Genomic DNA, 23516 nt, shown 5'->3' with positions numbered 1-23516 from the left:
CGCGGCGCTGTTCGTGCGCGGATCAGCCGCCGTTGACCTTCTTGGCGACCCGGTCGCCGAGGTTCTTGTCGACGTTCCGCCAGTACTGGAGCGCCCGGTCCAGCACCGGCCGGCTCACCCCGCCCAGCAGGTGCCCGGCGATGTTGTTGACCAGCCGTTCGCGGGCCGCGTCGTCCAACACCTCGCGCACCAACGTGCCGGGCTGCCCGAAGTCGTCGTCGTCCCGGCGCAGCGTGTACGCCTCGCGCACCATCGCACCGCTGGACTCCCAGCCCGCCGGCTCCCCGTAGCGCCGGGTGTCGGCCGCCGGGCCGCCGTAGGAGTTCGGCGCGTACGGCCGGGCCGCCCGCGACGGGTCGAACCGCATCGGGCCGTCCTTGGCGTACGAATGGGCCGGCACGTGCGGGCGGTTGGGCGGCAACTGCGCGTAGTTCGGGCCGATCCGGTACCGGTGGGTGTCCGGGTACGAGAACAGCCGGCCGAGCAGCATCTTGTCCGGGGACGGGCCGATGCCCGGCACCATGTTGGACGGCTCGAACGCGGCCTGCTCGATGTGGATGAAGTAGTCCTCCGGGTTCCGGTTGAGCGTCATCCGGCCGACCTCGATCAGCGGGTAGTCGCCGTGCGGCCACACCTTGGTCAGGTCGAACGGGTTGAAGCGGTAGTCCGGGGCGTCGTCGAACGGCATGACCTGGACGTACAGCGTCCACGACGGGGCGTTGCCGCTCTCGATGGCGTCGTGCAGGTCCCGGCGGTGGTAGTCGCCGTCCTCGCCGGCCAGCCGGTCGGCGTCGGCCTGGGTGAGGAAGTCGATGCCCTGGTCGGTCTTGAAGTGGTACTTGATCCAGAACTTCTCGCCGCCGGCGTTGACCCACATGTAGGTGTGCGAGCCGTACCCGTTCATGTGTCGGTAGGTCTTGGGGATGCCGCGGTCGCCCATCAGCCAGGTGACCTGGTGGGCCGACTCCGGCGAGAGCGTCCAGAAGTCCCACTGCATGTCGTTGTCGCGCAGCCCGTTGTCCGGGCGGCGCTTCTGCGAGCGGATGAAGTCCTGGAACTTGATCGTGTCCCGTACGAAGAACACCGGGGTGTTGTTGCCCACCAGGTCGTAATTGCCCTGCTCCGTATAGAACTTGAGGGCGAAGCCGCGGGGGTCGCGCCAGGTGTCGGGGGAGCCCTGCTCGCCGGCGACGGTCGAGAAGCGGGCCAGCATCTCGGTTTCCTTGCCGGGCTGGAAGAGGTCCGCCTTGGTGAACTGGCTGACGTCGTTGGTGACCTTGAAGAAGCCGTAGGCGCCGCTGCCCTTGGCGTGCACCACCCGCTCGGGGACCCGCTCGCGGTTGAACTGGGCCATCTTCTCGATCAGATAGTGGTCCTGGAGCAGGATCGGACCGTCCGGGCTCACGGTCAGGGAGTGCTCGTCGCTCTCCACCGGGATGCCGACGTTGTTCGTGGTGGGCGGGACGTTCTGCGCGCTGCTACTCATTGGAGGAATGCCTCCCGTTCGATGACTGGCGGTGGGGTGGGTGGGCCCGGGGCCGTCAGTCCCTTCCGAGGGCGGCTGGTCCCGTTCGGTCCCTTTTGTCCCCCACCCAAGCAGTCAACGCCGCCGGCGGCACCTCGGCAAGGGGTCCCCGGCGTCCGGTCGAGTCCCGGACACGCCTACGGGGACCCCGCCCGGTCCGGACGCGGGTCCCCGTACGTGCGACGGCGCGGGGGGCGGCCTCAGTGGCGCGTCCCCGGCGGCATCGACAGCTCGAACCAGACCACCTTCCCCATGCTCAGCCGGGTCGCGCCCCAGCGCCGTGCCATCCGGTTGACCAGGTACAGCCCCCGGCCGCCCTCGTCGGACGGCCGGGCCTGCCGCAGCCGCGGCAACTGCGGCACGTCGTCGCCGACCTCGCAGCGCAGCACGTCGGTCCGCAGCAGCCGCAGCGTCACCGGCCGCTCCGCGTACCGCACCGCATTGGTCACCACCTCGCTGACCAGCAGCTCCAACTGGTCCGACAGCTCGTCCAGGCCCCAACGGGTCAGCGCCCGGCGGGCCAACCGGCGTGCCTGCCCGGCCGTCTGCGCCTTCGGGTCGAGGTACCAGTACGCGACGTCGCTGGGCGCGATCCCGTCGAAGCGGGCGGCCAGCAGCGCGATGTCGTCATCGCGGTCGCCCGGCCCGAGCATGTCCAGCACCTCGTCGCACAGCGGCTCCAGCGGCGGGGGATTGGGCCCGGTCAGCCGGGCCGTCTCGGCCAGCCGCTCGCGGAGCTGCTCGATGCCGGTCCACACGTCCCGGATGCGGGACTCCACCAGGCCGTCGGTGTAGAGCACCAGCGTCGCGCCCGCCGGGGCGTCCAGCTCCACCGCCTCGAAGTCCACCCCGCCGACGCCGATCGGCGCGCCCGGCGGCACCCGCAGCACCTCCGCGCGCCCGCCGCGGTGCAGCATCACCGGCGGCGGATGCCCGGCGTTGGCGACGATGATCCGGTGCGCCACCGGGTCGTAGACCGCGTACAGGCAGGTCGCCATCCGGTCCGAACCCAGCCGCTGGGCCTGCTCGTCGAGGTGGTGCAGCACCTCCTGCGGCGGCAGGTCCAGGCCGGCCAGGGTCTGCGCGGTGGTCCGGAGCTGCCCCATGATCGCGGCCGAGGTCATCGAGTGACCCATCACGTCGCCGACGACCAGCGCCACCCGGCTGCCCGGCAGCGGGATCGCGTCGTACCAGTCGCCGCCCACCCGGGCGGTCTCGGCGGCCGGCAGATAACGGCTGGCCAGCCGCACACCGGTGGGCTGCGGCAGCGAGTCCGGCAGCATGGTGCGCTGGAGCGCATCGGCGATGTACGCCTCGCGGCCGTAGAGCACCGCCTTGTCCACGCCCAGCGCGGTGTGCGTCGCCAACTGGGCCGCCACCAGCAGGTCGTCCGGATCGAACGCCGGCCGGTCCGGGCGGCGCAGGAAGACCGCCGCGCCGATCACCCGCCGGCGTCCGCGCAGCGGAGCCAGGATCACCCGGTGGCCGCCCGGCAGGCGGGTTTCCGGGCCCAGCAGCTCCGGCAGCGCGGTCCGCGCCGCCTGCGCCTCGCCGAACAGCGGCCGGACCCCGCGCAGCACCTCCGCCAGCGGCCCGCCCGCCCGCACCTCGGACAGCTCCGCGGCGCTGCCGCCCATCGCCGGCCCCAGATCCGGCTGCGCCGGCAGCACCGGCAGCCGCAGCCCGCCGGTGTCCGGCTCCTCCGGGATCCGGTCGGTACGGCGCAGCCGCAGCACCACCGGGCCGGTCGGCCGCTCGTCGCCCACCGGCAGCGGATCGCGCAGGTACACCAGGATCGCGTCGGCGAACGTCGGCACCGTCGCCCGGCACAGCCCCAGCACGATCTCGTCCAGGTCTATCCCGCGGGCGATCCGCCGGGTCGCCGCCCCGATGAACCGCAGTCGGTCGCCGCTGGCCTGCCGGGCCGCGGCCGACTCCCGGCCCTCGCCGCCCTCGCCGGGGTGCGCCGAGCGGGCCGGCGGCACCGCGGGCGGCTGCGGCGGCCCTGCCTGGGGCGGGAGTTGTGCGCCACCGGGCCCGCCGCCCCGTACGCCCGGGGGCTGGCCCGGCGGCGGCCCGCCCGCCGCCGACTCACCGCCGTGGTGTGCCCGGGACGCCGCGCCGCCCTCCCGCGGCCGCCCCACGCCCTCGCCGCCGGGCCGCGGTTGTGCGTGCCCCGGCTCCTCGTCCGGCTCGGGCGCCCCGGCGCGACCCAACGCGCCGTGCGTCACCGGCCGGCCCGCCCGGACCGCCGCGCGCTCCCCGTCCGGCACACCGCCCGGTCGTCCCTCAGCGGACATGGCCACCTCCCCGTACGTGTCGTACGAGCCCCCGTACGACCCGGCGCGTGCGCCGTAGGAACTGTCGCGGGACTCGCGGGCCGCACCGTACGCCCGCCCGCCGTCGCCGGCCGGGCCGTGGTCCGCGGTCGGTTCGGCGTCCCCCTGCCCGGCCGGCGGACCCGCGGAGGCCGTGGCGGCGCGCCGGCCGGCCGCGCCGGCCTCGAAGCCGGTGTCGTCGCCACCGCACACCGCGAACCCCGTACCCGGCCCCGGCTCGTGGCCGGCACCGACGGGCTGCTGGAGGGCGCTGCGCGGGTCGGGTACGCCGCCGAGCGGCGCCGTCCCGGCCGTCCCCGCGGGAGGGGACGCCGAGGACGCGGCGGTCGGGGCCGACTGCCGCGTTTCATGGGAGGTGGGGTGCTCCGTCACGCGTGGGGTTCCATCCGTCCGGGGCTGGCGCCGCCGCGCCGCGTCCGGTGCGCGCCGCCCGTGCGGCCGCGCCCGACGCGGTGCGTCTCAAGCGCGTCGCAGGTGCAGAAAGAGCTGGATTTCGGGTGGTACGTCCGTGCTCGCCGGGGCATACGCATACGAGTCCTCCCCGACGATGTCGAATCCCGCGTCGCGCACGACCCGGCGCAGGTCTTCCCGCAGATATCCGGATACCCGGATCGTGCTGCCGAGGAACGGAAGGGGGAAGTCGTCGATATCGGCCTCGACCATTGCCAGGGCCAACAGCCCGCCGGGGCGCAGGAGGTCGTGCAGCATGCCCAGCGCACAGGGGATTTCCGCCCGGGGCATCATCAACAACGAGAAATAGGCGGCGATTCCGTCGAAGGAGCCGGCGCCGCCCAGCCGGCCACCGCGCAGATCGGCGATGTCCAGCCGGTGGAATTCGGCGCCCGGGACGTTCTCCCGGGCCAGTTCGACCATCCCGGGGGAGAGGTCGATTCCCACGACCCGGTGGCCCGCGTCCGTGAGTTGACGGGCCGTCGGCAGGCCCGTCCCGCAGCCGGCGTCGAGGATCCGCGAAGCCGCCGGCAGTTCTCCGCTCAACCACGTGCCGGAGGCGATCTGGCCTTCCTTGTGTGGAAAGGCCGTCTCGTACTGATTGCCGATCGTGTCGAACGCCTCGGCCTGTCCGGCCCGGTCGAGCCCTAACCGGTTCAGACCCTCGTACGTGTCGTAGCTCGTCGCGCTCACGACCTCGCCCCTCCTGCGACCGCGGTCAAGTTCGTTTTCTCGTTCTGGAGTTGCGCCTGTGCAGTCTTGCGGAGGACGATCCTACGTTTGAAGGCCCAGGGCGCAGCAAGGGGGCTGACCACCGCTTCTCGTCCAGCGGGAACGCCGTGGGAAGCCAGTGGGAAACAGCTTCGCCCATAGGCGCACCTTTCCACCGTTCGCCCCCTTCACTCGCTTCATTCTCTTCTTTTCACGTTTGCTACCTCACGACAGCAAACGATCTGGCGGTCGATCCCAGTTCTCCGGAAGCACGGGAACCTCCCAGGCCGGATCGGGCCGCCAATCCTCCCAGCGGTCGGCGAACGGCCCGTCCCACGCCTCGATCTGTGCGACCGCGGCGCGTCCGGCGGAACTGACGCCGGCCGCCTGCGCGTCCGTCATCAACCCGTCCCGCCGCGCCTGCGCGAACTCGTCCTCGTCCCGCCACTCCCAGCGCCGGTCCGGATAGACACAGATGTCGAGGAAATGGTCGAGCGAGTCGATTCCGCCCGACCAACGGCGGCGCGGCTCCTCCAGATTGACGTACCAATTCTTGAAGTGCCAGCCGCTCTCCCAGAACAGCCAGACCGACCAAGGGTCCCCGGGCCTGGCCAACTTCAGCACACCGGTGCCGAACCACTGGTCGCGCTGGGTACGGCGCGGTGTGGTGTAACGGGTGGCGAGCGGCTCGCGGTGCACCGGCGTGCCGTCGGCGAGCACCGGCTTGATGCACGAGGTGCCCGGCGCCATCCACACCGCGAGCAACTCCTCGGTGTCCTGCACGACGGTCACCGGACGGCAGATGTGGAACCGGCGGGGGTCGGCGTTGTCGCGGTAGCGCCACAGGACGTGCTCGCCGGGCGCCCAACGGCCCCCGCCCGCAACCCGTTCACCCGCTCCGCCCGTCGGTCCGGGCGCACCGCCCGTCCCGCCCTCCGCCGTCTCCACCGTGTCCGCTGTCATGCGCAGATCTTAGGGGCGTCGCGTTACGTGCGCGGTGACATGCGCCGCACCGGTGGTTACGGATGGGTCATGCGCAACACATCGAGCGCCTCGTCGAGCTGCTGGACCGTCAGCAGTCCGCGCTCGACATAACCGCCCTCGACGACCACCTCGCGGATCGTCCGCCGCTCCGCCAGCGACTGCTTGGCGACCTTCGCCGCCTCCTCGTAACCGAGGTACTTGTTCAACGGCGTGACCACCGACGGGGACGACTCGGCGTATTCGCGGGCCCGCGCCACATTCGCGGTGATGCCGTCCACCGTCCGGTCGGCCAGCAGCCGCGACACATTGGTGAGCAGCCGCACCGACTCCAGTACATTCCGCGCGATCACCGGCAGCATCACATTGAGTTCGAAATTTCCGGACGCCCCGGCCGCCGCCACCGTCGCGTCATTTCCGGTGACCTGCGCGGCGACCATCAACACCGCCTCCGGAATCACCGGATTGACCTTCCCCGGCATGATCGACGAACCGGGCTGGAGATCCGGCAGGTTGATCTCGGCGAGCCCCGTCCGCGGCCCCGACGCCATCCACCGCAGGTCGTTGGCGATTTTCGTCAGCCCCACCGCGATGGTCCGCAACTGGCCGCTGGTCTCGACGATTCCGTCCCGCGCACCCTGCGCCTCGAAGTGGTCGCGCGCCTCGGTCAACGGCAGCCCGGTCGCCCGCGCCACCTCGGCGATCACCGCCGCCGAGAATCCCGGCGGGGTGTTGATCCCCGTCCCCACCGCCGTTCCGCCGAGCGGCAGTTCGGCCAATCGCGGCAACGACGCGCGCAAGCGCTCCACGCCGTACCGCACCTGCGCCGCATAACCGCCGAACTCCTGGCCCAGCGTCACCGGCGTGGCATCCATCAAATGCGTCCGCCCCGACTTCACCACCTCGGCGAATTCCGCCGCCTTGCGCTCCAGCGCCGTCGCCAGATGCTCCAACGCCGGAATCAGGTCACGGAGCACGGCCGAGGTCGCCGCGATGTGAATCGACGACGGGAACACGTCGTTCGACGACTGGCTCGCATTGACGTGGTCATTGGGGTGCACCGCCCGCCCCAGCCGCTCGCTGGCGAGGGTCGCGATCACCTCGTTGGCGTTCATGTTCGACGACGTCCCCGATCCCGTCTGGAACACGTCCACCGGGAAGTCCTCGTCCCACCGCCCCTCGGCCACCTCCGCGGCCGCCTCCGCGATGGCCCCCGCGAGGTCCTTGCCCAGCACCCCCAGCTCGCCGTTGACCTTGGCGGCCGCCCCCTTGATCCGCGCCAACGCCTCGATGTGCGCCCGCTCCAGCCGCTGCCCGGAGATCGGGAAGTTCTCCACCGCCCGCTGGGTCTGGGCCCGCCACTTGGCGTGCGCGGGAACCCGCACCTCGCCCATAGAGTCGTGCTCGATCCTGTATGCGCTGTTTTCGCTCATGCCTATGACAGTGCCCGCGAGGACGGATCTGTTCCCGGCCGTCGGTGGATGTCACCTGCCTGCGCCGTCACCCCTCGTGCCGACCGGGGGCACGCGGACGAGACGCCTCCGTTTTTGCCCTCCCCTTCGGCGGCCACCCGCCCGGCCGCCCCGACGGCCGCACCAACTTCCCCCGCATCACGGCGGCTTCACCGCTCACCCGCTCTCGCTCCCACCCGGCGACCCGACGGGCGACGCCACCGCCGCTCTGCGCCGACCCCCTGCCCCGAGCGGCGAGGGAGACCCAACCCCCTTGGCCATGGCCTCACTTCCCATTCTTACGTCTGTAGGACTCAGCTCTCACTCCTTCCCAAGGTTACGGCTCAGGGTAACGATGGGAACACGGAACGTATCAATCGCGGAAAGTTAAGGCGATCCCACGACGGAACCAGGGGAGCCGCCCTCGCACCTAACAGGACAGCGCCAACACCCCCCACCGAACAGGAGCGTCACCATGGCCACGAGCGTCGGCCACACATCATCGGGCTCGCGATCCCGGCAGTCGCTGATGACCCTGCGCGTCTACACCACGACCCGCGACGGCGTCGTCGTCCAGGAGCGCGCCCAGGTCCACGTCGTCGTCGGCGACCGCTTCGACCTGTACGGCCTCACCCAGGCGTGGCCCCCGTGCGCCTGCCCCCGCCACCGGGGGCGTTAGGGCGGGTGGGCGAGGACGCCGCTGCCGGGCCGGGCGGGCGCATCCCGCCTCCGGGCCCTCGTCGGGTGCCCCGTGAGTTCCCCGGAGGCCCGGAGCATCGATGTCTGACGATTCGCCAGGACATCCTGACCGCACGGGAGTTCCGGAGCGCCGACTTCGACGCCGCCCGCCTGCTGCGTCGTCGTGTCGAACCCGCATGCCCTTGCCTTGTGCCTGCGCGGCGCCGGTGGGGTGGTTCCCTTTGCGGCACGGTTCACTTCGCGCTCCGCCGGCGAAAGCCGACGGTGACGCGCCCGTCGGGTTCCGGCTCCGATGCCGGGGTGCCTTGTCGACCTGTCGCCGAACGGGGGGAGGGCCCGTCGGGAGCCGTCGGGTCGGCCCTACGGCGTGCGCGCGTGACCGGCGGCCCGATGTGCCGGTGGTGGAAGCGCAAGGGGGCGGCGAGGGCGTGGGGCGGCGGCGAGGCCAACTCCGCCAGGAGCGCGCGGTTTTGCGCGCATGCCTCCTGGTCGTTCGCGCGGTGGTGAAGAGGTCGACCCCGGAACGGGCCGTGCTCCGCCGGGAATTGCCGAAGAGTTCACGGCCGCCACCCACGCGCGGTGGGCGACGGCCGTGAACGGTACCGTCCGTTCGGAGCACCGGAGGCCCGGTACTCCGAGCCCCGGGAACTCCGGCTCTCCGGAACGGAATTGACGGGAGCTACGAGCCCTGGCGGACCGGGATCGAGGTGAAGGTCGGGGTCGTCGGGGCCGGGTCGGTGAAGAAGTCATTGCCCTTGTCGTCGACGACGATGAAGGCGGGGAAGTCCTCGACCTCGATCTTCCAGACGGCCTCCATGCCGAGCTCCTCGTATTCGAGGACCTCGACCTTCTTGATGCAGTCCTGCGCGAGACGGGCCGCGGGGCCGCCGATGGAGCCCAGGTAGAAGCCGCCGTGCGCGGCGCAGGCGTCGGTGACCTGCTGGGAGCGGTTGCCCTTGGCGAGCATGACCTTGGAGCCGCCGGCGGCCTGGAACTGCGCGACGTAGGCGTCCATCCGGCCGGCCGTGGTCGGGCCGAACGAGCCGGAGGCGTAGCCCTCGGGGGTCTTGGCCGGGCCGGCGTAGTAGACCGGGTGGTCCTTGAGGTACTGCGGCATCTCCTCGCCCGCGTCCAGCCGTTCCTTGATCTTGGCGTGGGCGATGTCGCGGGCCACGACCAGGGTGCCGGTGAGGGAGAGGCGGGTCTTGACCGGGTGCCGGGTCAGCTCGGCGAGGACCTCGTCCATCGGGCGGTTGAGGTCGACGGCGACCGCGTCGAGGTCGGGGCCGGCGCCCTTGGTGAGGTCCTCGTCGGTGGTGTCGGGGAGGAAGCGGGCCGGGTCGGTCTCCAGCTGCTCCAGGAAGACACCCTCGGCGGTGATCTTGGCGACGGCCTGGCGGTCGGCGGAGCAGGACACCGCGATGGCGACCGGGCAGGACGCGCCGTGCCGGGGCAGGCGGACCACGCGGACGTCGTGGCAGAAGTACTTGCCGCCGAACTGGGCGCCGATCCCGATCTTCTGGGTGAGCTCGAAGACCTTGTCCTCCAGCTCCTTGTCGCGGAAGCCGTGGCCGGTCGGGGAGCCCTCGGTGGGCAGCTCGTCCAGGTAGTGCGCGGACGCGTACTTGGCGGTCTTGAGGGCGTACTCGGCGGAGGTGCCGCCGACGACGATCGCGAGGTGGTACGGCGGGCAGGCGGCCGTGCCCAGCGAACGGATCTTCTGCTCCAGGAACTTCATCATGGACGCCTCGTTGAGGACGGCCTTGGTCTCCTGGAAGAGGAAGGACTTGTTGGCGCTGCCGCCGCCCTTGGCCATGAAGAGGAACTTGTACGCGCCGCCGTCGGTGGCGTACAGCTCGATCTGCGCCGGGAGGTTGGAGCCGGTGTTCTTCTCGTCCCACATGGTCAGCGGCGCCATCTGCGAGTAGCGCAGGTTGAGCTGGGTGTAGGCGTCGTAGATGCCGCGGGAGAGGGCCTCCTCGTCGCCGCCCTGGGTCAGCACGTTCTGGCCGCGCTTGCCCATGACGATCGCGGTGCCGGTGTCCTGGCACATCGGCAGCACGCCGGCCGCGGCGATGTTGGCGTTCTTCAGCAGGTCCAGCGCGACGAAGCGGTCGTTGGCGCTGGCCTCCGGGTCGTCCAGGATCTTGCGGAGCTGGGCGAGGTGGGCCGGGCGCAGGTAGTGCGCAATGTCGTGCATCGCCTCGGCGGCGAGCTTGCGCAGCGCCTCCGGCTCGACCTTGAGGAACGTCCGGCCGTCCGCTTCGAAGGTGCTGACGCCCTCCGAAGTCACCAGACGGTAGGGGGTGTTGTCCTCGCCGGTGGGGAGCAGGTCGGTATAGGCGAATTCCGGCATGGGGGATATGTCCTTACTCGGAGGGGTGGTGGCTGGCTTCTACGGCAGCGCCCGACCAGCGTAGAACCCCGGCCCGGCGTCGCTGCTGTGAGGTAAGGCTCAGTCCGTGGGAGACGCGCCCGTGGATCCCCTAGTCGCGATCTATCGCGTTTCGGTACGCTGGGCGCGTGGACGCTTCAGGAAACGGGGGACGACCGGGCCCCGAGACCCCGCCCGGGCCGCTTGCGGAGCACGACCAGCAGGTGGTGAAACTGACCAAGGGCGAGGCGAAACCGCAGGCCAAGCCGGTCGCGGAGGCGGATATGCGGGCCTCGGACGCGGACCGCGACCGGATCGCGGAGATCCTGCGGGAGGCGCTCGCCGAGGGCCGGCTGGACGCCGAGGAGCACGCCGAGCGGATCGACGTGGTCTACCGCGCCAAGACCATGGGCGAGTTGGAGCCCGTCGTCCGGGACCTCCCCGGTGTCGGCGGTCGCCCGCGGCCGGAGGAGGGGCCCCACGAGTACGGCCCGGCCCCCGCGGGCGCGGACCAGAACCTCGTCGCGATCTTCAGCGCGGCCGGCCGCAAGGGCCGTTGGCGCGTCCCGTCGCGGATCAACGCGGTCGCGGTCTTCGGCAGCGTGGAGATCGACCTGACCGAGGCGGTCTTCCCGCAGCAGCGCGTGCAGATCAACGTCACCTCCCTCTTCGGCAGCGTCGAGATCCGGGTGCCGGAGAACGTCACCCTGCGCAGCAACGGCTCCGGCGTCCTCGGCAGCTTCGAGGTCGAGACGCACGAGGCGGAGGACGGCGACGCCCCCGAGATCGACGTCAACGGCTTCGCGCTGCTGGGCAGCGTGGAGGCCAAGCCCAAGCGCGGTGCCTGGATCCGCGACCTGGGCAGCCGCCTCAGGGGCGACCGGCACGAGCGGATGGACGACTTGCGGGCGGAGCGGCACGAGCGGATGGACCAGCGCCGCGCCGAACGGCACGAGCGCATGGACCGGCGGCGGGCCGAACGGCACGAGCGGATGGACCAGTTGCGGGCGGAGCGCCACGAGCGGTGGTCCGAGCGCCGGGAGCGCCGCCGCCTCGGCTAGCCGTCGACTCGCTTGGCGACAAAGGGTGTTGGGGCCGCGCCGGCTTCTCCTCGATCGACACGGTGTGCATAAGCCCGCGTACAGCGGGTAGGGCTGGTGCATCGTCTCTCGTACGGCTGCGGGGTGCGAAAAGCCGTGCGCAGCGAGACGGTCAAGGGTGATTTCTCTCGCCGATGCCGTCGTCAGGAGTAGACCGTGCTGCTACCGCATCAGCCCCTGCAGGATGCCGCTGTCGTTCCGTCCCAGCGAGGGCACGCTCGCGACGACGCCGGTCCCTGGCATTCCGAGGCGGTGTGCCGCCGGGACGAGGCCGGGTTGTTCTTCGCCCCCTCCAAGGAGCCCACCGCCGCCCGGTTGGCCAGGGAAGAGGCCGCGAAGCGGGTCTGTGCCCGCTGTCCGGTGATGGTCGAGTGTCGGGAGCATGCCCTGCTCCAACCCGAGCCGTACGGCGTCTGGGGCGGGCTGACCGCCGCCGAGCGCCGGGTGGTGCTGACCCGGCGGCGGCGCCGGGAGGGCGAGCTCCAGCGCGCCGCCGCCCCGATGACCGCGGCCGGCTGACCGCAGCACGCCCCGTACGGCGGCCGCGACCGTACGCATCCCGCCCCCGCCGGAAAGTCCTTCCGACGGGGGCGAGTTGTGTGCGGGTCGGCTGCGGCCGCCGGGATCAGCTCGGGCGCTCGAAGTCGATCGAGCTGTAGGCGCGCAGCTTGGACAGCCGGTGCTGGGAGTCGATCTGGCGGATGGTGCCGGACTTGGAGCGCATGACCAGGGACTGGGTGTAGGCGGTCTCGGCGCGGTAGCGGACGCCGCGCAGCAGCTCGCCGTCGGTGATGCCGGTGGCGACGAAGAAGACGTTGTCGCCGCTGACCAGGTCCTCGATCTGGAGCACCCGGTCCAGGTCGTGGCCGGCGTCCAGGGCGCGCTGGCGCTCCTCGTCGTCCTTGGGCCACAACTTGCCCTGGAAGGTGCCGCCCAGGCACTTCAGCGCGCAGGCCGCGATGATGCCCTCGGGCGTCCCGCCGATGCCCAGCAGCAGGTCGATGCCGGTGCCCTCGCGGGCCGCCATGATGGCGCCGGCGACATCGCCGTCGGAGATGAACTTGATCCGCGCGCCGGCCTCCCGGACCTCCTTGACCAGGCCCTCGTGGCGCGGCCGGTCCAGGATGACCACGGTGACGTCCTCGACCGCGGACTTCTTCGCCTTGGCGATCCGCTTGATGTTCACCGCCACCGGGGCGGTGATGTCGACGAAGTCCGCCGCCTCCGGGCCGGTGGCCAGCTTGTCCATGTAGAAGACCGCGGAGGGGTCGAACATCGAGCCGCGCTCGGCGACCGCCATCACGGAGACCGCGTTGGCCATGCCCTTGGCGGTCAGCGTGGTGCCGTCCACCGGGTCCACGGCCACGTCGCACTCGGGGCCGGTGCCGTCGCCGACCCGCTCGCCGTTGTAGAGCATCGGGGCGTTGTCCTTCTCGCCCTCCCCGATGACCACGACGCCGTTCATGGAGACGGTGTGGATCAGGGCCCGCATGGCCTTGACCGCCGCGCCGTCCGCACCGTTCTTGTCCCCGCGGCCGACCCAGCGGCCCGAGGCCATGGCACCGGCCTCGGTCACCCGGACCAGCTCCAGGGCGAGGTTACGGTCCGGGGCCTCCGGACTGACCTCTAGTTGGGACGGCAGATGATGCTCGGTCATCGAGCGCACCTTTCTGTACGGCGACGGCCGGATTGATGAGGGTGCTCATGACTTTATCGGTACGTCGCGAAAATGAGCAGGGGGGCCTTCGCATGAGCAAGCCACTGGTCGGGTGACGCCCTCGGCGGGCGGGTGCCGGCCGCAGAACCGTTTGCCCAGGTGGGTGGTGTCCGAGGGGGCCGGGTCCGCTCGCCGACGGGCATAGGGGACCATAGGGACGTGGCTGGTATGCGAGGCAGGCAAAGAGTGACGGACATGGTTCTGTCGCTGGCGGTGATCGGGATCCTGGTCGGGGCGATCTACTTCTTCATCCCGCACGACGACAGTGCGACCGCGGAGAAGAACGCGGTCAAGACCGTCGACACCCGGGTCGAGATCATCACCGCCCGGCGCGCCGCCCCGTACCCGGTCGCGGCGCCCGAGGGCCTGCCGTCGTCCTGGCGGGCCACCTCGGTCTCGTACAAGGCGACCAGCGACGGCAAGGGCGGCGCCTGGCACCTGGGAATGCTCGACCCGGAGCAGCAGTACGCGGCCGTCGAGCAGAGCGACGCACCCGCGGCGCAGTTCATCAAGGACGTCACGCTCGGCGCGGAGAAGGTCGCCGGCCAGCAGGCCGTCGGCGACAAGAAGTGGGACCGCTACGAGGGCGACACCTACAAGGCGTTGGTCAACGAGCAGCCCGGGGTGACCACGGTCGTCACCGGCACCGCGCCCTACGGGCGGCTGGCCGAGCTGGCCGCGGCCCTGGTCGCCAAGAAGGGCTGAGCCACCCCGCCCCGCTCGCCCGAGGGGCAGTACGACGAGGCCGCCGCACCCGGGAGGGGTGCGGCGGCCTCGTCGTGTGCGGTGGCTATCGCGTCGGCCGGTGGTCGGCTCAGATGGTGGTCGCGGCCTCGTCGAAGGCCAGTCGCGGCGAGCGCGGGAAGAAGGCATCCGGGCCCGGCTTGCCGACGTTGATGACCAGGAAGGACTTCTGCTTGCCGTCGCCGAAGAACTCCTTGTCCACGGCGCCGAAGTCGAAGCCGGTCATCGGGCCGGCGGCCAGGCCGGCGGCGCGGATGCCGAGGATGAGGTAGCCGGCCTGGAGGGTGGCGTTCTGGGTGCCGGCGACCTCACGGACCGCGGCCTCCGAGAAGAAGCTGTCCTTGACGCCCGGGGCGTGCGGGAAGAGGCGCGGCAGCTTCTCGTGGAAGTCCAGGTCGACGGAGAGGATCACGGTCAGCGGCGCGGCCAGGGTCTTGGGGCCGTTGGCGCCCATGGCGTGCGCGACCAGGCGCTTGCGGGCGTCCTCGGAGCGGACCAGGGTGATCCGCAGCGGGGACTGGTTGAAGGCGGTCGGGGCGTACTTCACCAGGTCGTAGATGGCCTGGACCTGCTCGTCCGTGACCGGCTCGTCCGTGAACGTGTTGGCGGTCTGGGCCTCGCGGAAGAGGAGGTCCTGGGCGGCGGCGTCAAGGGCGAGAGTCATCAGCGGCACCTCGGGGCATCGGGTGTGTATGGGGGAGTTGCGCAGACCAGTGCTGTCTACGGGTACCACTGTAACCGAAGTAGATTAAGTTTCAACTAACGGATGGAAACTGTGAGGGGGTTCACAGGGCGGCAGTGGCCTTCCGGGATTCGGAATCTCACCCTTCGGGGAGCGCGGGGCCTCGGCCCCGGCTCCGACCCCGTCCGCTACCCCGCTACTCCCCGTCCGCTACTCCTGCTCCGCGTCGCCGTCGCCCTCCGACGCCTCGGCCAGCGCCGCGTCCAGCCGGGCCCGCGCGCCGTCCAACCAGCGGCGGCAGACCTTGGCCAGCTCCTCGCCGCGCTCCCAGAGGGCGAGCGACTCCTCCAGCGTCGTGCCACCCGCCTCCAGGCGGCGGACGACGTCGATCAGCTCGTCCCGTGCCTGCTCGTAACCGAGGGTGGAGTCCACCGACGCCATCCCGTCCACCGCGTCATCCGTCTTTGCCATGTCTCCCACCCTATGAGTCCGCCTTGTCCGCACCGGTCCGTCCGCCGTCGGCCTCCGGGATCGCGGAGACCCGCACCCGGAACGCGCCCTTAGCCACCCTGGCCCGCAACTCCTCGTCCACCGCCACCTCCGACGGCGCCCGCACCGCCGAGCCGTCCGGTCTCTGCAGCACCGCATAGCCGCGCTGGAGCGTCGCCTTGGGGGAGAGCGCCACCACCCGGGCCAGGGTGTGCGCCAGCTCCGAATCGGCGCGGTCCAGCAGATGCCCCAGCGTGCGCCGGCCGCGCTCCAACAGGGCGGTGACCTGCTCCTCGCGCTCCAGGACCATCCGCTGCGGGTGCTGTATCGACGGGCGGTGCAGCGCCGCCGCCAGGCCCCGCTCCTCGCGGTCCAGGAAGCCGCCGAGCGCCCGCCGGGCCCGCGCCCGCAACTGCTCGACCCGGGTCAGCTCCTCGCCCACGTCCGGCACCACCTTCTTCGCCGCGTCCGTCGGCGTCGAGGCGCGCAGGTCGGCCACCAGGTCCAGCAGCGGGCTGTCCGGTTCGTGGCCGATCGCGGAGACCACCGGCGTGCGCACCTCGGACACCGCCCGGACCAACTGCTCGTCGGAGAACGGCAGCAGGTCCTCCACGCTGCCGCCGCCGCGCGCCACGACGATCACGTCCACCTCGGGCAGCGCGTCCAACTCCCGCACCGCCGCGATCACCTGGGGCACCGCGTGCACCCCCTGCACCGGGACGTTGCGCACCTCGAAGCGGACCGCCGGCCAGCGGTGCCGGGCGTTCTCCAGCACATCGCGCTCGGCGGCGCTGGCCCGACCGCAGACCAGCCCGATCAGCTGCGGCAGGAACGGCAGCGGCCGCTTGCGCTCCGCCGCGAACAGCCCCTCCGCCGTCAGCGCCCGCTTCAACTGCTCCAGTCTGGCGAGGAGTTCACCCACCCCGACCGGTCGGATCTCGGCGGCCCGCAGCGAAAGCTGGCCACGCGGGGCGTACCACTCCGGCTTGGCGTGCACCACCACCCGGGCGCCCTCGCCCACCACCTCGGAGACCTTGTCGAAGACCTGGCGGTAGCACGTCACGCTGACCGAGATGTCGTACGACGGATCGCGCAGCGTCAGGAACACCACGCCCGCGCCCGGCCGCCGCGAGAGCTGGGTGATCTGCCCCTCGACCCACACCGCGCCGAGCCGGTCGATCCACCCGCCGATGAGCCGGGACACCTCGCCGACCGGGATCGGCGCTTCCGGAGACGTAGAGACAGCCATGTCAGTGAGCGTAGCGGCGGCCACTGACAGTGCCCGGCCGCGCCGGCCCGGCGCCCGCGCTCAGTCCCGCGTCGCGGCCGCCCGCCCCCGTCTCAGGTGCTGCACCACCAGCACCGCCAGACCCACCAACAGCCAGGCGCCGCCCACGATCTGCGCGGTCGGCGCGGCCTCCACGATCACCGCGACCACCACCGCGAGCCCCGCCAACGGCACCACCACGTGCCGCAACACGCTGGGCTCCGCCGCCTGTCGACGGACCCGGAACCAGCCGATCACCGAGGCGTGCAGCAGCGCGAACGCGGCCAGCGCGCCGACGTTCACGATCGACGAGAGGCGGTCCAGACCGTCGTCCCGACTGGCCGCCCAGACCGCCGCCACCAGCGTCACCACGGCCGCCCCCAGCAGCGCCCGGCGCGGCACCCCGCTGCCCGCGTCCACCTTCGACATCGCCCCCGGCAACCGCCGGTCCCGCGCCATCGCGAACAGCAGCCGGCCGGCCGCCGCCTGCCCCGCCAGCGCCGCGAACGCCGCCCCGATCGCCTTGCTCACCGCCACCAGGTCGTGCAGCCAGCCGCCCACCGCGGAGTCCACCGTCACGTAGAAGGCGGCGCCCTGCTCGCCCGGTTTGGCGGCCAGTTCGGCGGCGCTCATCGGGGCCAGCAGCGCCGCCAGATACGTCTGCACGGCGAACAGCACCCCGGCCACCACCAGGCACGTCACCACGGCCCTGGCCACCCGCTGCGAGCCCCCGGAAGCCTCCTCGGCAAAGGACGCGATCGCGTCGAAGCCCAGGTACGACAGCACCGCGATCGACACCGCCGCCAGCACCGCGCTCGTCGAGAAGCCGCCCTCGCCGGTCAGCGGCACCGTCCAGCCGCGCTGCGGCCCGTGCGCGGCCAGCGCCCACACCGCCGCCACCACGAAGACCACCAGCACCGCGATCTCCAGCGCCAGCACCGCGAACCCGACCACCGCCGCGACCCGCACGCCCCAGAGGTTCAGCAGCGTGGTCACCACCACCGCGAGCGCCGTCCAGACCCACTGGTGTACCTGCGGCACCAGCGCGTGCAGCGCGATCCCGGAGAAGAGATAGGCCACCGCCGGGATCAGCAGGTAGTCCAGCATCGCCATCCACCCGGCGACGAACCCGGCGCCCTCGCCCAGCCCGACCCGCGCGTAGGTGTAGACCGACCCGGCCCGCGGCGCGACCCGCACCATCTGGGCGTACGAGTACGCCGTGAACGCCATCGCCACCGTGGCGACCAGGTAGACCGCCGCGATCGCGCCGTGCGACGTCGCCTGGAGGGTGCCGAAGATCCCCACCGGCGCCATCGGGGCGATGAACAGCAGCCCGTAGACGACCAGGTCCCGGAACGACAGCGTCCGGCGCAGCGTTCCGGTGCCGCTGCGCCCCTCATCACCCACGGTCGCGCCGATGGTGCCCGGCATACCGCCTCCTCTTGCTCCCCACCAGTCTGGGCCACCGCCGGGACCGACCCGTGTCGGGGCGCGGCCTTACGATGGGACCCATGTCTGCTACTCCCGGTCCGCAGCCCAGCCGCAAGGTCCTCCTCGCCGCCCCCCGCGGCTATTGCGCGGGCGTGGACCGCGCCGTGATCGCCGTCGAGAAAGCCCTTGAGCAGTACGGCGCCCCGGTCTACGTGCGCCACGAGATCGTGCACAACAAGTACGTGGTGAAGACCCTGGAGAAGAAGGGTGCGATCTTCGTCGAGGAGACGGAGGAGGTGCCCGAGGGGAACATCGTGATCTTCTCCGCGCACGGCGTCGCCCCCGTCGTCCACGAGGAGGCCCAGCGCGGCAAGCTGGCCACCATCGACGCGACCTGCCCGCTGGTCACCAAGGTCCACAAGGAGGCCGTGCGGTTCGCCAAGGAGGACTACGACATCCTCCTGATCGGCCACGAGGGCCACGAGGAGGTCATCGGCACCTCCGGCGAGGCCCCCGAGCACATCACCCTCGTCGACGGCCCCAAGGACGTCGCCGGCGTCGAGGTCCGCGACCCGGACAAGGTCGTCTGGCTCTCCCAGACCACCCTCTCCGTCGACGAGACCATGGAGACCGTCGACGCCCTCAAGGGCCGCTTCCCCAACCTCCTCTCGCCCCCCAGCGACGACATCTGCTACGCCACCCAGAACCGCCAGCAGGCCGTCAAGCAGATGGGCGCCCAGGCCGACCTGGTGATCGTCGTCGGCTCCCGCAACTCCTCCAACTCCAAGCGCCTGGTCGAGGTCGCCCTCGGCGCCGGCGCCAAGGCGTCGTACCTCGTCGACTACGCCGAGGAGATCGACGAGAGCTGGCTTCAGGGCGTCGGCACGGTCGGTGTCACCTCCGGCGCCTCCGTCCCGGAGATCCTCGTCGACGGCGTCCTCCAGTGGCTCGCCCAGCGCGGCTACGAGGACGTCGAGACCATCACCGCCGCCGAGGAGTCCATCGCCTTCTCGCTGCCCAAGGAACTCCGCCGCGACCTGCGCGCCGAGGCCGAGGCGGCCGTCCAGGAGTGATCACCGCCGCCCGCCGTCTTCGTCATAGCGGGGGCGGCGGGCCAGGTCCGCGCCTAGCCTTTTCCCATGAAGGTCTTCGGTGTGGACATCGGCGGATCCGGCATCAAGGGCGCCCCGGTTGATCTGGAGCGCGGCGAACTGACCGAGGAGCGCCACAAGGTACTGACCCCGCACCCGGCCACGCCGGAGGCGGTCGCCGACTGCGTCAAGGAGGTCGTGGACCACTTCGGGTGGACCGGCCCGGTGGGCGCGACGTTCCCCGGCGTGGTCACCGGCGGGACCACCCGGACCGCCGCCAACGTCGACCAGCGCTGGATCGGCACCGACGCCGCCGCGCTGCTCACCGGCCGGCTCGCCGGCGGCTGCCCGGTCACCCTGCTCAACGACGCGGACGCGGCGGGCCTGGCCGAGATGCGGTTCGGCGCCGGCCGCGGCCGGTCCGGCACGGTCATCGTCCTCACCCTCGGCACCGGCATCGGCAGCGCCGTCTTCACCGACGGCCGGCTCGTCCCCAACACCGAGCTGGGCCACCTGGAACTCCACGGCCACGAGGCCGAGAAGCGCGCCTCCACCAAGGCCAAGGAGGACGAGGGGCTCACCTGGGAGCACTGGGCGCACCGGGTCCAGAAGTACCTCGCGCACGTGGAGATGCTCTTCTCGCCCGCGCTGTTCGTGATCGGCGGCGGGGTCAGCCGCAAGGCGTCGAAGTTCCTGCCGCTCATCGAGGGCATCCGGGCCGAGATCGTGCCGGCGCGGCTGCAGAACAACGCCGGGATCGTCGGCGCCGCGATGGCCGCGCACGCCCGCGCCGCCACCGGGGCGGCCGACGCCGCGGCCCCTACAGGCGCGCCACCTGCCGCGGACGGCTCCCCGACCGGGAGTGGCCCGGGCCCTGCGGCCCGGACCCGTCCGCCCCAGGGGCCGTCCCCCGCGGACCGGTCCCCGACTGCCGCTGTCGACTCACCGGTTGGCTGGCCCGACGCCGCGCGCTGAGCAACGCCCGGCGCACCAGCACCACCAGTGCGCACAGCAGCGTGCCGCCGTAGAGCCAGCCGGCGTTCAGCGCGAGCACGGTGAAGACGCCGACCAGCAGCCCGGTGAAGCCCGTCGGGCCGTGCTGCACCGGTACCGCGCCGACGGTGAAGGCGATCGGCAGCGCGACCGGCGCGGCGATCAGATCGCGCGGCCGCACCCACGCCCCGGCCGCCAGGCCGACCAGCAGGAAGCACACCCCGTACGCGGCCTGCGCCCCGCCCAACAGCCAGCGGTCCAGGAACCCGAGGGCCAACAGCGTGCAGGCGGCGAGCAGGCCACAGCCGAGGCCGGTGAGCTTGGCGGCCGGCAGCCGGCGGACCAGCCCGTCCACCGGGACGGGCGCCGGGCGTCGGGGGCCCGCCCGGTAGACGGCCGCGACCTCCTCGCCGTCCGGCGGCGGCCCCGCGGCCGGCCGCGGCATCCGTTCCTCCGCCCGCCCGGCCGACGGCCGGGTCGGCGCCCGGAACTCCGCCGGCGCCGGCCCGTAACCGCGGGTGGTGACCTCGGTGCCCGCGGGGACCGAGGCGTAGCCGGACGCCCGCATCGCGGACAGGAAGGCGTCGTCGGGATCGGGGGCCACGGCCTCCGCGGGACGCGGGAGCCGGGCGTCCTGCGCCGCCTCCGGGCCGCCGCTCGGCGGCCGGCCGTGCGGGGACATGCGCGCTTGGGGGTGCTCCACATGTGGGTCCACCCGCCAACGGTAGGCAGCGAGGTGGGATTAATAGGCCACAGGACACGCACTTTGACCTACCTTGGGGGGTGCGTTAGGCGGCCCGGGGCATGCCGAGGGAGCACGCGGCGCGACGCGCGCCCTCACGGGGACCGCTCCCGGCCCGCCCGGCACCGCGGGGCCCGCCCAGTAGACTGGTGGATCGGCCGTCCCGGCCCGGCCCGGTCCCACCGGCCCGGTCCCCGGGAAGCGGCCCGCCCCTCGCCCAACTCCAGCTCCGGGAAGTCGCCACCGTGTCGCTCACGATCGGAATCGTCGGTCTGCCCAACGTCGGCAAGTCGACCCTGTTCAACGCCCTGACCAAGAACGACGTGCTGGCGGCCAACTACCCGTTCGCCACCATCGAGCCGAACGTCGGTGTGGTCGGCGTCCCCGACCCGCGCCTGGCCAAGCTGGCCGAGATCTTCGGCTCCCAGCGGGTCCTCCCCGCCACCGTCGACTTCGTCGACATCGCGGGCATCGTCCGCGGCGCCTCCGAGGGCGAGGGCCTGGGCAACAAGTTCCTCGCCAACATCCGCGAGTCCGACGCGATCTGCCAGGTCATCCGCGCCTTCAAGGACGAGAACGTCGTCCACGTCGACGGCAAGGTCTCGCCCAAGGACGACATCGAGACGATCAACACCGAGCTGATCCTCGCCGACCTCCAGACCATCGAGAAGGTCCTGCCCCGCCTCCAGAAGGAGTCGCGGATCAAGAAGGACGTGGCCCCGAAGGTCAAGGCCGTCGAGGAGGCCAAGGCCATCCTGGAGGACGGCCGCACCCTCTTCTCCGCCGGCCTCGTCCAGGGCGCCGAGAACACCGAGCTGCTGCACGACCTCCACCTCCTCACCACCAAGCCGTTCCTCTACGTCTTCAACGTCGACGAGGACGAGCTCACCGACGAGGACTTCAAGAACGAGCAGCGCGCCCTGGTCGCCCCCGCCGAGGCGATCTTCCTCAACGCCAAGCTGGAGGCCGACCTCGCCGAGCTCGACGAGGAGGAGGCCCTGGAACTCCTCCAGTCCGTCGGCCAGGAGGAGCCGGGCCTGGCCACCCTCGCCCACGTCGGCTTCAGCACGCTCGGCCTGCAGACCTACCTGACCGCCGGCCCCAAGGAAACCCGCGCCTGGACGATCAAGAAGGGCGCCAGCGCCCCCGAGGCCGCCGGCGTCATCCACACCGACTTCCAGAAGGGCTTCATCAAGGCCGAGGTCATCTCCTTCGACGACCTGGTCGAGACCGGTTCGGTAGCCGAGGCCCGCTCCGCCGGCAAGGCCCGCATGGAAGGTAAGGAGTACGTGATGCAGGACGGGGACGTGGTGGAGTTCCGGTTCAACGTGTGACGCACGCCGTAGCGTTGATGTAGCGATCTGGCAAATGCGCAGGTCGGGCGGGGTCGACCCTGGATGGGGTCGGCCCCGTTGTCGTGCCCGGTGCTGGATCCGTGCTGGATCTTCTGACGGGTCGTCACCTGTCGTCATCGCTGGTATCCGTACCGGTGCTGGATCTGGGCTGGATGTGGCTGACGGTCTGTTCGCTGTATCGGGGTGCACTCGGCTGCGGATTTCGTCGCGGATGGGGCTGCGGTGGGCTGCGGTGGGGTGCGTTGGTGCCGTTGGCTATGGGCGGCCGATGCGGCGGCTCAAGGCTGGATCCACTCGCCGCGGCGGGCGGCCACCGCATACGACACGAGGTCGTCCCGCTCAACGCGCAGTTGTTCCCTGCCGGCAGCGCCGTACCGGGGGCGCAGCAGCCACACCGGCCGGCGGGTCTTCGCGCCCGCGATATCCGTGCACACCCACTGCGTGCCGGTCGCGACCGCGACGACGAGATCGCCGACCTCAGGATGCGTGTCGTTCACAGAGCATCCGCCTCGGTGAGCGTGGGTTCGGTGAGCGCAGCGTGGATCTCTTCGTCGGCTGCCCGGCGCAGCGCGCCGGACTCGGCCTGTCACGTCGGGTCGGACCCGACGAGCGGCACTACGAGAACGCAGACGCTGTCCAAGCAGCCCCGTGGGTATGCCTCCGGATCTGCCACCCTGCCGACGGCACCGGCGACGACGTCGTAGACGACAGTGCCCGGCGGATAAGTGACGACGTTCTGCTGGCCCTGAACGGTGCTGTATGTGGTCATCGCAGACTCGGTTCGCTCGCGTGGACTGGGGGTGGGTGCTGGGCGCCCACTCGCCTCAGGGGGAGAAGCCAGCGGGACGCCCTGCCGCCGGTGGTGCACCTGCCGGTGCGCTCTCGGGACGGATGACGGTTAGTCAACGCGCTGGAAGAGTGGTGGGGAGACTCCAAAAGGTGACTCCAACACGGAGTCAGGGCAAGGTCGTTAGCCTTAGCATCGGTTCACTCGCTACTCGGGGGAGCTGCAGGCGGCCTGCCGAGGATGGATCTGTTTCGAGGACGAGGCCGGATTCACCCGCAGGCCGCCGGTCGGACGTACCTGGGGACGACGCGGCACGACCCCGGTCGTGAAGGTGAACGGTCGCCGCTCCGGGAGGGTCTCTGTCGCCGGGCTGATCGCGATGCGTCCTGGCTCACGGACCCGGCTGTGTCACCGACTTCGGCTGCACACAGGGCGTAAGGGCGAGCGCCGCAGCCTGTCCGAGCACGACTACATCGACCTGATCGACGGGGTACACCAGCTGGTCCGGGCACCGATCGTGCTCGTCTGGGACCGGCTGAACACCCACGTCTCCCACGCCATGCGCAACCTGATCGACGCGCGTGACTG

At 71.6% G+C, this 23516-nt stretch carries 21 protein-coding genes and 1 pseudogene; 8 read left to right on the top strand and 14 right to left on the bottom strand.

Annotated elements, in window-relative coordinates; all coding sequences use genetic code 11:
- Positions 1 to 22 precede the first annotated feature (22 nt).
- The 5 genes from ACIQU6_RS13840 to ACIQU6_RS13820 all read right to left on the bottom strand — a co-directional run bounded on the left by ACIQU6_RS13840 (position 23) and on the right by ACIQU6_RS13820 (position 7439).
- Complete coding sequence (locus tag ACIQU6_RS13840; RefSeq protein ID WP_403481823.1) at positions 23 to 1486, bottom strand: catalase; 1464 nt, start codon at positions 1484 to 1486, stop codon at positions 23 to 25.
- A gap of 239 nt (positions 1487 to 1725) precedes the next feature.
- Positions 1726 to 4236, bottom strand: a complete 2511-nt coding sequence (locus ACIQU6_RS13835) for a SpoIIE family protein phosphatase (protein ID WP_403481822.1) — start codon at positions 4234 to 4236, stop codon at positions 1726 to 1728.
- Between the two features lie 87 nt (positions 4237 to 4323).
- Positions 4324 to 5007, bottom strand: coding sequence for a class I SAM-dependent DNA methyltransferase (locus ACIQU6_RS13830; protein WP_403481821.1), 684 nt, complete (start codon positions 5005 to 5007; stop codon positions 4324 to 4326).
- 243 nt (positions 5008 to 5250) lie between these two features.
- Positions 5251 to 5988 (bottom strand): DUF402 domain-containing protein, encoded by a 738-nt coding sequence (locus tag ACIQU6_RS13825; RefSeq protein WP_403481820.1) that lies wholly within the window; start codon positions 5986 to 5988, stop codon positions 5251 to 5253.
- Between the two features lie 56 nt (positions 5989 to 6044).
- Positions 6045 to 7439 (bottom strand): class II fumarate hydratase, encoded by a 1395-nt coding sequence (locus ACIQU6_RS13820; protein ID WP_403481819.1) that lies wholly within the window; start codon positions 7437 to 7439, stop codon positions 6045 to 6047.
- 493 nt (positions 7440 to 7932) lie between these two features.
- Here ACIQU6_RS13820 and ACIQU6_RS13815 point away from each other — a divergent pair, with 493 nt between their 5' ends.
- Complete coding sequence (locus tag ACIQU6_RS13815) at positions 7933 to 8136, top strand: hypothetical protein (RefSeq protein WP_403481818.1); 204 nt, start codon at positions 7933 to 7935, stop codon at positions 8134 to 8136.
- Positions 8137 to 8835: 699 nt separating this feature from the next.
- Here ACIQU6_RS13815 and ACIQU6_RS13810 read toward each other — a convergent pair.
- Positions 8836 to 10512 (bottom strand): fumarate hydratase, encoded by a 1677-nt coding sequence (locus ACIQU6_RS13810; RefSeq protein WP_403481817.1) that lies wholly within the window; start codon positions 10510 to 10512, stop codon positions 8836 to 8838.
- 167 nt (positions 10513 to 10679) lie between these two features.
- Here ACIQU6_RS13810 and ACIQU6_RS13805 point away from each other — a divergent pair, with 167 nt between their 5' ends.
- Together ACIQU6_RS13805 and ACIQU6_RS13800 are read left to right on the top strand one after the other, a co-directional pair.
- On the top strand, positions 10680 to 11591 hold the full coding sequence (locus ACIQU6_RS13805) for a DUF1707 domain-containing protein (RefSeq protein WP_403481816.1): 912 nt from the start codon (positions 10680 to 10682) through the stop codon (positions 11589 to 11591).
- A 195-nt stretch (positions 11592 to 11786) separates the two neighbouring features.
- Positions 11787 to 12149 carry a WhiB family transcriptional regulator gene (locus ACIQU6_RS13800; RefSeq protein ID WP_274913561.1) on the top strand — a complete coding sequence of 121 codons (363 nt, stop codon included), beginning with the start codon at positions 11787 to 11789 and terminating at the stop codon, positions 12147 to 12149.
- A gap of 106 nt (positions 12150 to 12255) precedes the next feature.
- On the opposite strand, the gene glpX is transcribed toward ACIQU6_RS13800, so the two are convergent.
- Entirely contained in the window at positions 12256 to 13287 is a 1032-nt protein-coding gene (glpX, locus tag ACIQU6_RS13795; RefSeq protein ID WP_274913559.1) for a class II fructose-bisphosphatase, read from the bottom strand.
- A 228-nt stretch (positions 13288 to 13515) separates the two neighbouring features.
- Between glpX and ACIQU6_RS13790 the strand changes: the two genes are divergently transcribed.
- Complete coding sequence (locus ACIQU6_RS13790; RefSeq protein ID WP_403481923.1) at positions 13516 to 14052, top strand: DUF4245 domain-containing protein; 537 nt, start codon at positions 13516 to 13518, stop codon at positions 14050 to 14052.
- A gap of 109 nt (positions 14053 to 14161) precedes the next feature.
- Here the strand turns inward: ACIQU6_RS13790 and ACIQU6_RS13785 are convergent, their stop codons facing one another.
- From ACIQU6_RS13785 to ACIQU6_RS13770, 4 genes are all read right to left on the bottom strand, one after another.
- The gene (locus tag ACIQU6_RS13785; RefSeq protein ID WP_403481815.1) at positions 14162 to 14755 is read right to left on the bottom strand and encodes a malonic semialdehyde reductase; all 594 of its coding nucleotides are present in this window, start codon (positions 14753 to 14755) and stop codon (positions 14162 to 14164) included.
- A 228-nt stretch (positions 14756 to 14983) separates the two neighbouring features.
- Positions 14984 to 15244 carry an exodeoxyribonuclease VII small subunit gene (locus tag ACIQU6_RS13780; RefSeq protein WP_403481814.1) on the bottom strand — a complete coding sequence of 87 codons (261 nt, stop codon included), beginning with the start codon at positions 15242 to 15244 and terminating at the stop codon, positions 14984 to 14986.
- Positions 15245 to 15254: 10 nt separating this feature from the next.
- The gene (xseA, locus tag ACIQU6_RS13775; RefSeq protein WP_403481813.1) at positions 15255 to 16511 is read right to left on the bottom strand and encodes an exodeoxyribonuclease VII large subunit; all 1257 of its coding nucleotides are present in this window, start codon (positions 16509 to 16511) and stop codon (positions 15255 to 15257) included.
- Positions 16512 to 16571: 60 nt separating this feature from the next.
- On the bottom strand, positions 16572 to 17960 hold the full coding sequence (locus ACIQU6_RS13770; RefSeq protein ID WP_403481812.1) for an APC family permease: 1389 nt from the start codon (positions 17958 to 17960) through the stop codon (positions 16572 to 16574).
- Positions 17961 to 18031: 71 nt separating this feature from the next.
- Between ACIQU6_RS13770 and ACIQU6_RS13765 the strand changes: the two genes are divergently transcribed.
- Together ACIQU6_RS13765 and ppgK are read left to right on the top strand one after the other, a co-directional pair.
- Positions 18032 to 19033: a 4-hydroxy-3-methylbut-2-enyl diphosphate reductase gene (locus tag ACIQU6_RS13765; protein ID WP_403481811.1), complete on the top strand. Its 1002-nt coding sequence runs from the start codon at positions 18032 to 18034 to the stop codon at positions 19031 to 19033.
- A gap of 66 nt (positions 19034 to 19099) precedes the next feature.
- Positions 19100 to 20026 carry a polyphosphate--glucose phosphotransferase gene (gene ppgK, locus ACIQU6_RS13760; protein ID WP_403481810.1) on the top strand — a complete coding sequence of 309 codons (927 nt, stop codon included), beginning with the start codon at positions 19100 to 19102 and terminating at the stop codon, positions 20024 to 20026.
- A gap of 10 nt (positions 20027 to 20036) precedes the next feature.
- Here the strand turns inward: ppgK and ACIQU6_RS13755 are convergent.
- Positions 20037 to 20489 (bottom strand): annotated as a pseudogene (locus ACIQU6_RS13755) (DUF6542 domain-containing protein); the annotation flags it as partial.
- Between the two features lie 542 nt (positions 20490 to 21031).
- Here ACIQU6_RS13755 and ychF point away from each other — a divergent pair.
- Positions 21032 to 22120, top strand: coding sequence for a redox-regulated ATPase YchF (gene ychF / locus ACIQU6_RS13750; RefSeq protein ID WP_403481809.1), 1089 nt, complete (start codon positions 21032 to 21034; stop codon positions 22118 to 22120).
- Positions 22121 to 22419: 299 nt separating this feature from the next.
- Here ychF and ACIQU6_RS13745 read toward each other — a convergent pair whose 3' ends face one another.
- Together ACIQU6_RS13745 and ACIQU6_RS13740 are read right to left on the bottom strand one after the other, a co-directional pair.
- On the bottom strand, positions 22420 to 22638 hold the full coding sequence (locus ACIQU6_RS13745; RefSeq protein ID WP_403481808.1) for a hypothetical protein: 219 nt from the start codon (positions 22636 to 22638) through the stop codon (positions 22420 to 22422).
- A gap of 89 nt (positions 22639 to 22727) precedes the next feature.
- A complete protein-coding gene (locus ACIQU6_RS13740) occupies positions 22728 to 22910 on the bottom strand; it encodes a hypothetical protein (protein WP_403481807.1) in 183 nt (60 codons plus the stop codon).
- A 238-nt stretch (positions 22911 to 23148) separates the two neighbouring features.
- Between ACIQU6_RS13740 and ACIQU6_RS13735 the strand changes: the two genes are divergently transcribed.
- Positions 23149 to 23516: transposase (locus ACIQU6_RS13735; protein ID WP_403481922.1), on the top strand; the 368-nt coding region annotated here is incomplete at its 3' end.

It is taken from the genome of Streptomyces sp. NPDC090442 (assembly GCF_044769405.1).
GTDB lineage: Bacteria > Actinomycetota > Actinomycetes > Streptomycetales > Streptomycetaceae > Streptomyces.
Note: the sequence above shows the minus strand (reverse complement) of the source record. Positions and strands in the feature narration are given on the sequence as shown.

Bases quoted from the DNA above. Each gene is read 5' to 3' on its own strand.
- xseA (WP_403481813.1), bottom strand. From the start codon at position 16,511: ATGGCTGTCTCTACGTCTCCGGAAGCGCCGATCCCGGTCGGCGAGGTG.
- ACIQU6_RS13770 (WP_403481812.1), bottom strand. From the start codon at position 17,960: ATGCCGGGCACCATCGGCGCGACCGTGGGTGATGAGGGGCGCAGCGGC.
- ACIQU6_RS13840 (WP_403481823.1), bottom strand. From the start codon at position 1,486: ATGAGTAGCAGCGCGCAGAACGTCCCGCCCACCACGAACAACGTCGGC.
- ACIQU6_RS13790 (WP_403481923.1), top strand. From the start codon at position 13,516: ATGCGAGGCAGGCAAAGAGTGACGGACATGGTTCTGTCGCTGGCGGTG.
- ACIQU6_RS13765 (WP_403481811.1), top strand. From the start codon at position 18,032: ATGGGACCCATGTCTGCTACTCCCGGTCCGCAGCCCAGCCGCAAGGTC.
- glpX (WP_274913559.1), bottom strand. From the start codon at position 13,287: ATGACCGAGCATCATCTGCCGTCCCAACTAGAGGTCAGTCCGGAGGCC.
- ppgK (WP_403481810.1), top strand. From the start codon at position 19,100: ATGAAGGTCTTCGGTGTGGACATCGGCGGATCCGGCATCAAGGGCGCC.
- ACIQU6_RS13740 (WP_403481807.1), bottom strand. From the start codon at position 22,910: ATGACCACATACAGCACCGTTCAGGGCCAGCAGAACGTCGTCACTTAT.
- ACIQU6_RS13825 (WP_403481820.1), bottom strand. From the start codon at position 5,988: ATGACAGCGGACACGGTGGAGACGGCGGAGGGCGGGACGGGCGGTGCG.
- ACIQU6_RS13815 (WP_403481818.1), top strand. From the start codon at position 7,933: ATGGCCACGAGCGTCGGCCACACATCATCGGGCTCGCGATCCCGGCAG.
- ACIQU6_RS13785 (WP_403481815.1), bottom strand. From the start codon at position 14,755: ATGACTCTCGCCCTTGACGCCGCCGCCCAGGACCTCCTCTTCCGCGAG.
- ACIQU6_RS13780 (WP_403481814.1), bottom strand. From the start codon at position 15,244: ATGGCAAAGACGGATGACGCGGTGGACGGGATGGCGTCGGTGGACTCC.
- ACIQU6_RS13820 (WP_403481819.1), bottom strand. From the start codon at position 7,439: ATGAGCGAAAACAGCGCATACAGGATCGAGCACGACTCTATGGGCGAG.
- ACIQU6_RS13810 (WP_403481817.1), bottom strand. From the start codon at position 10,512: ATGCCGGAATTCGCCTATACCGACCTGCTCCCCACCGGCGAGGACAAC.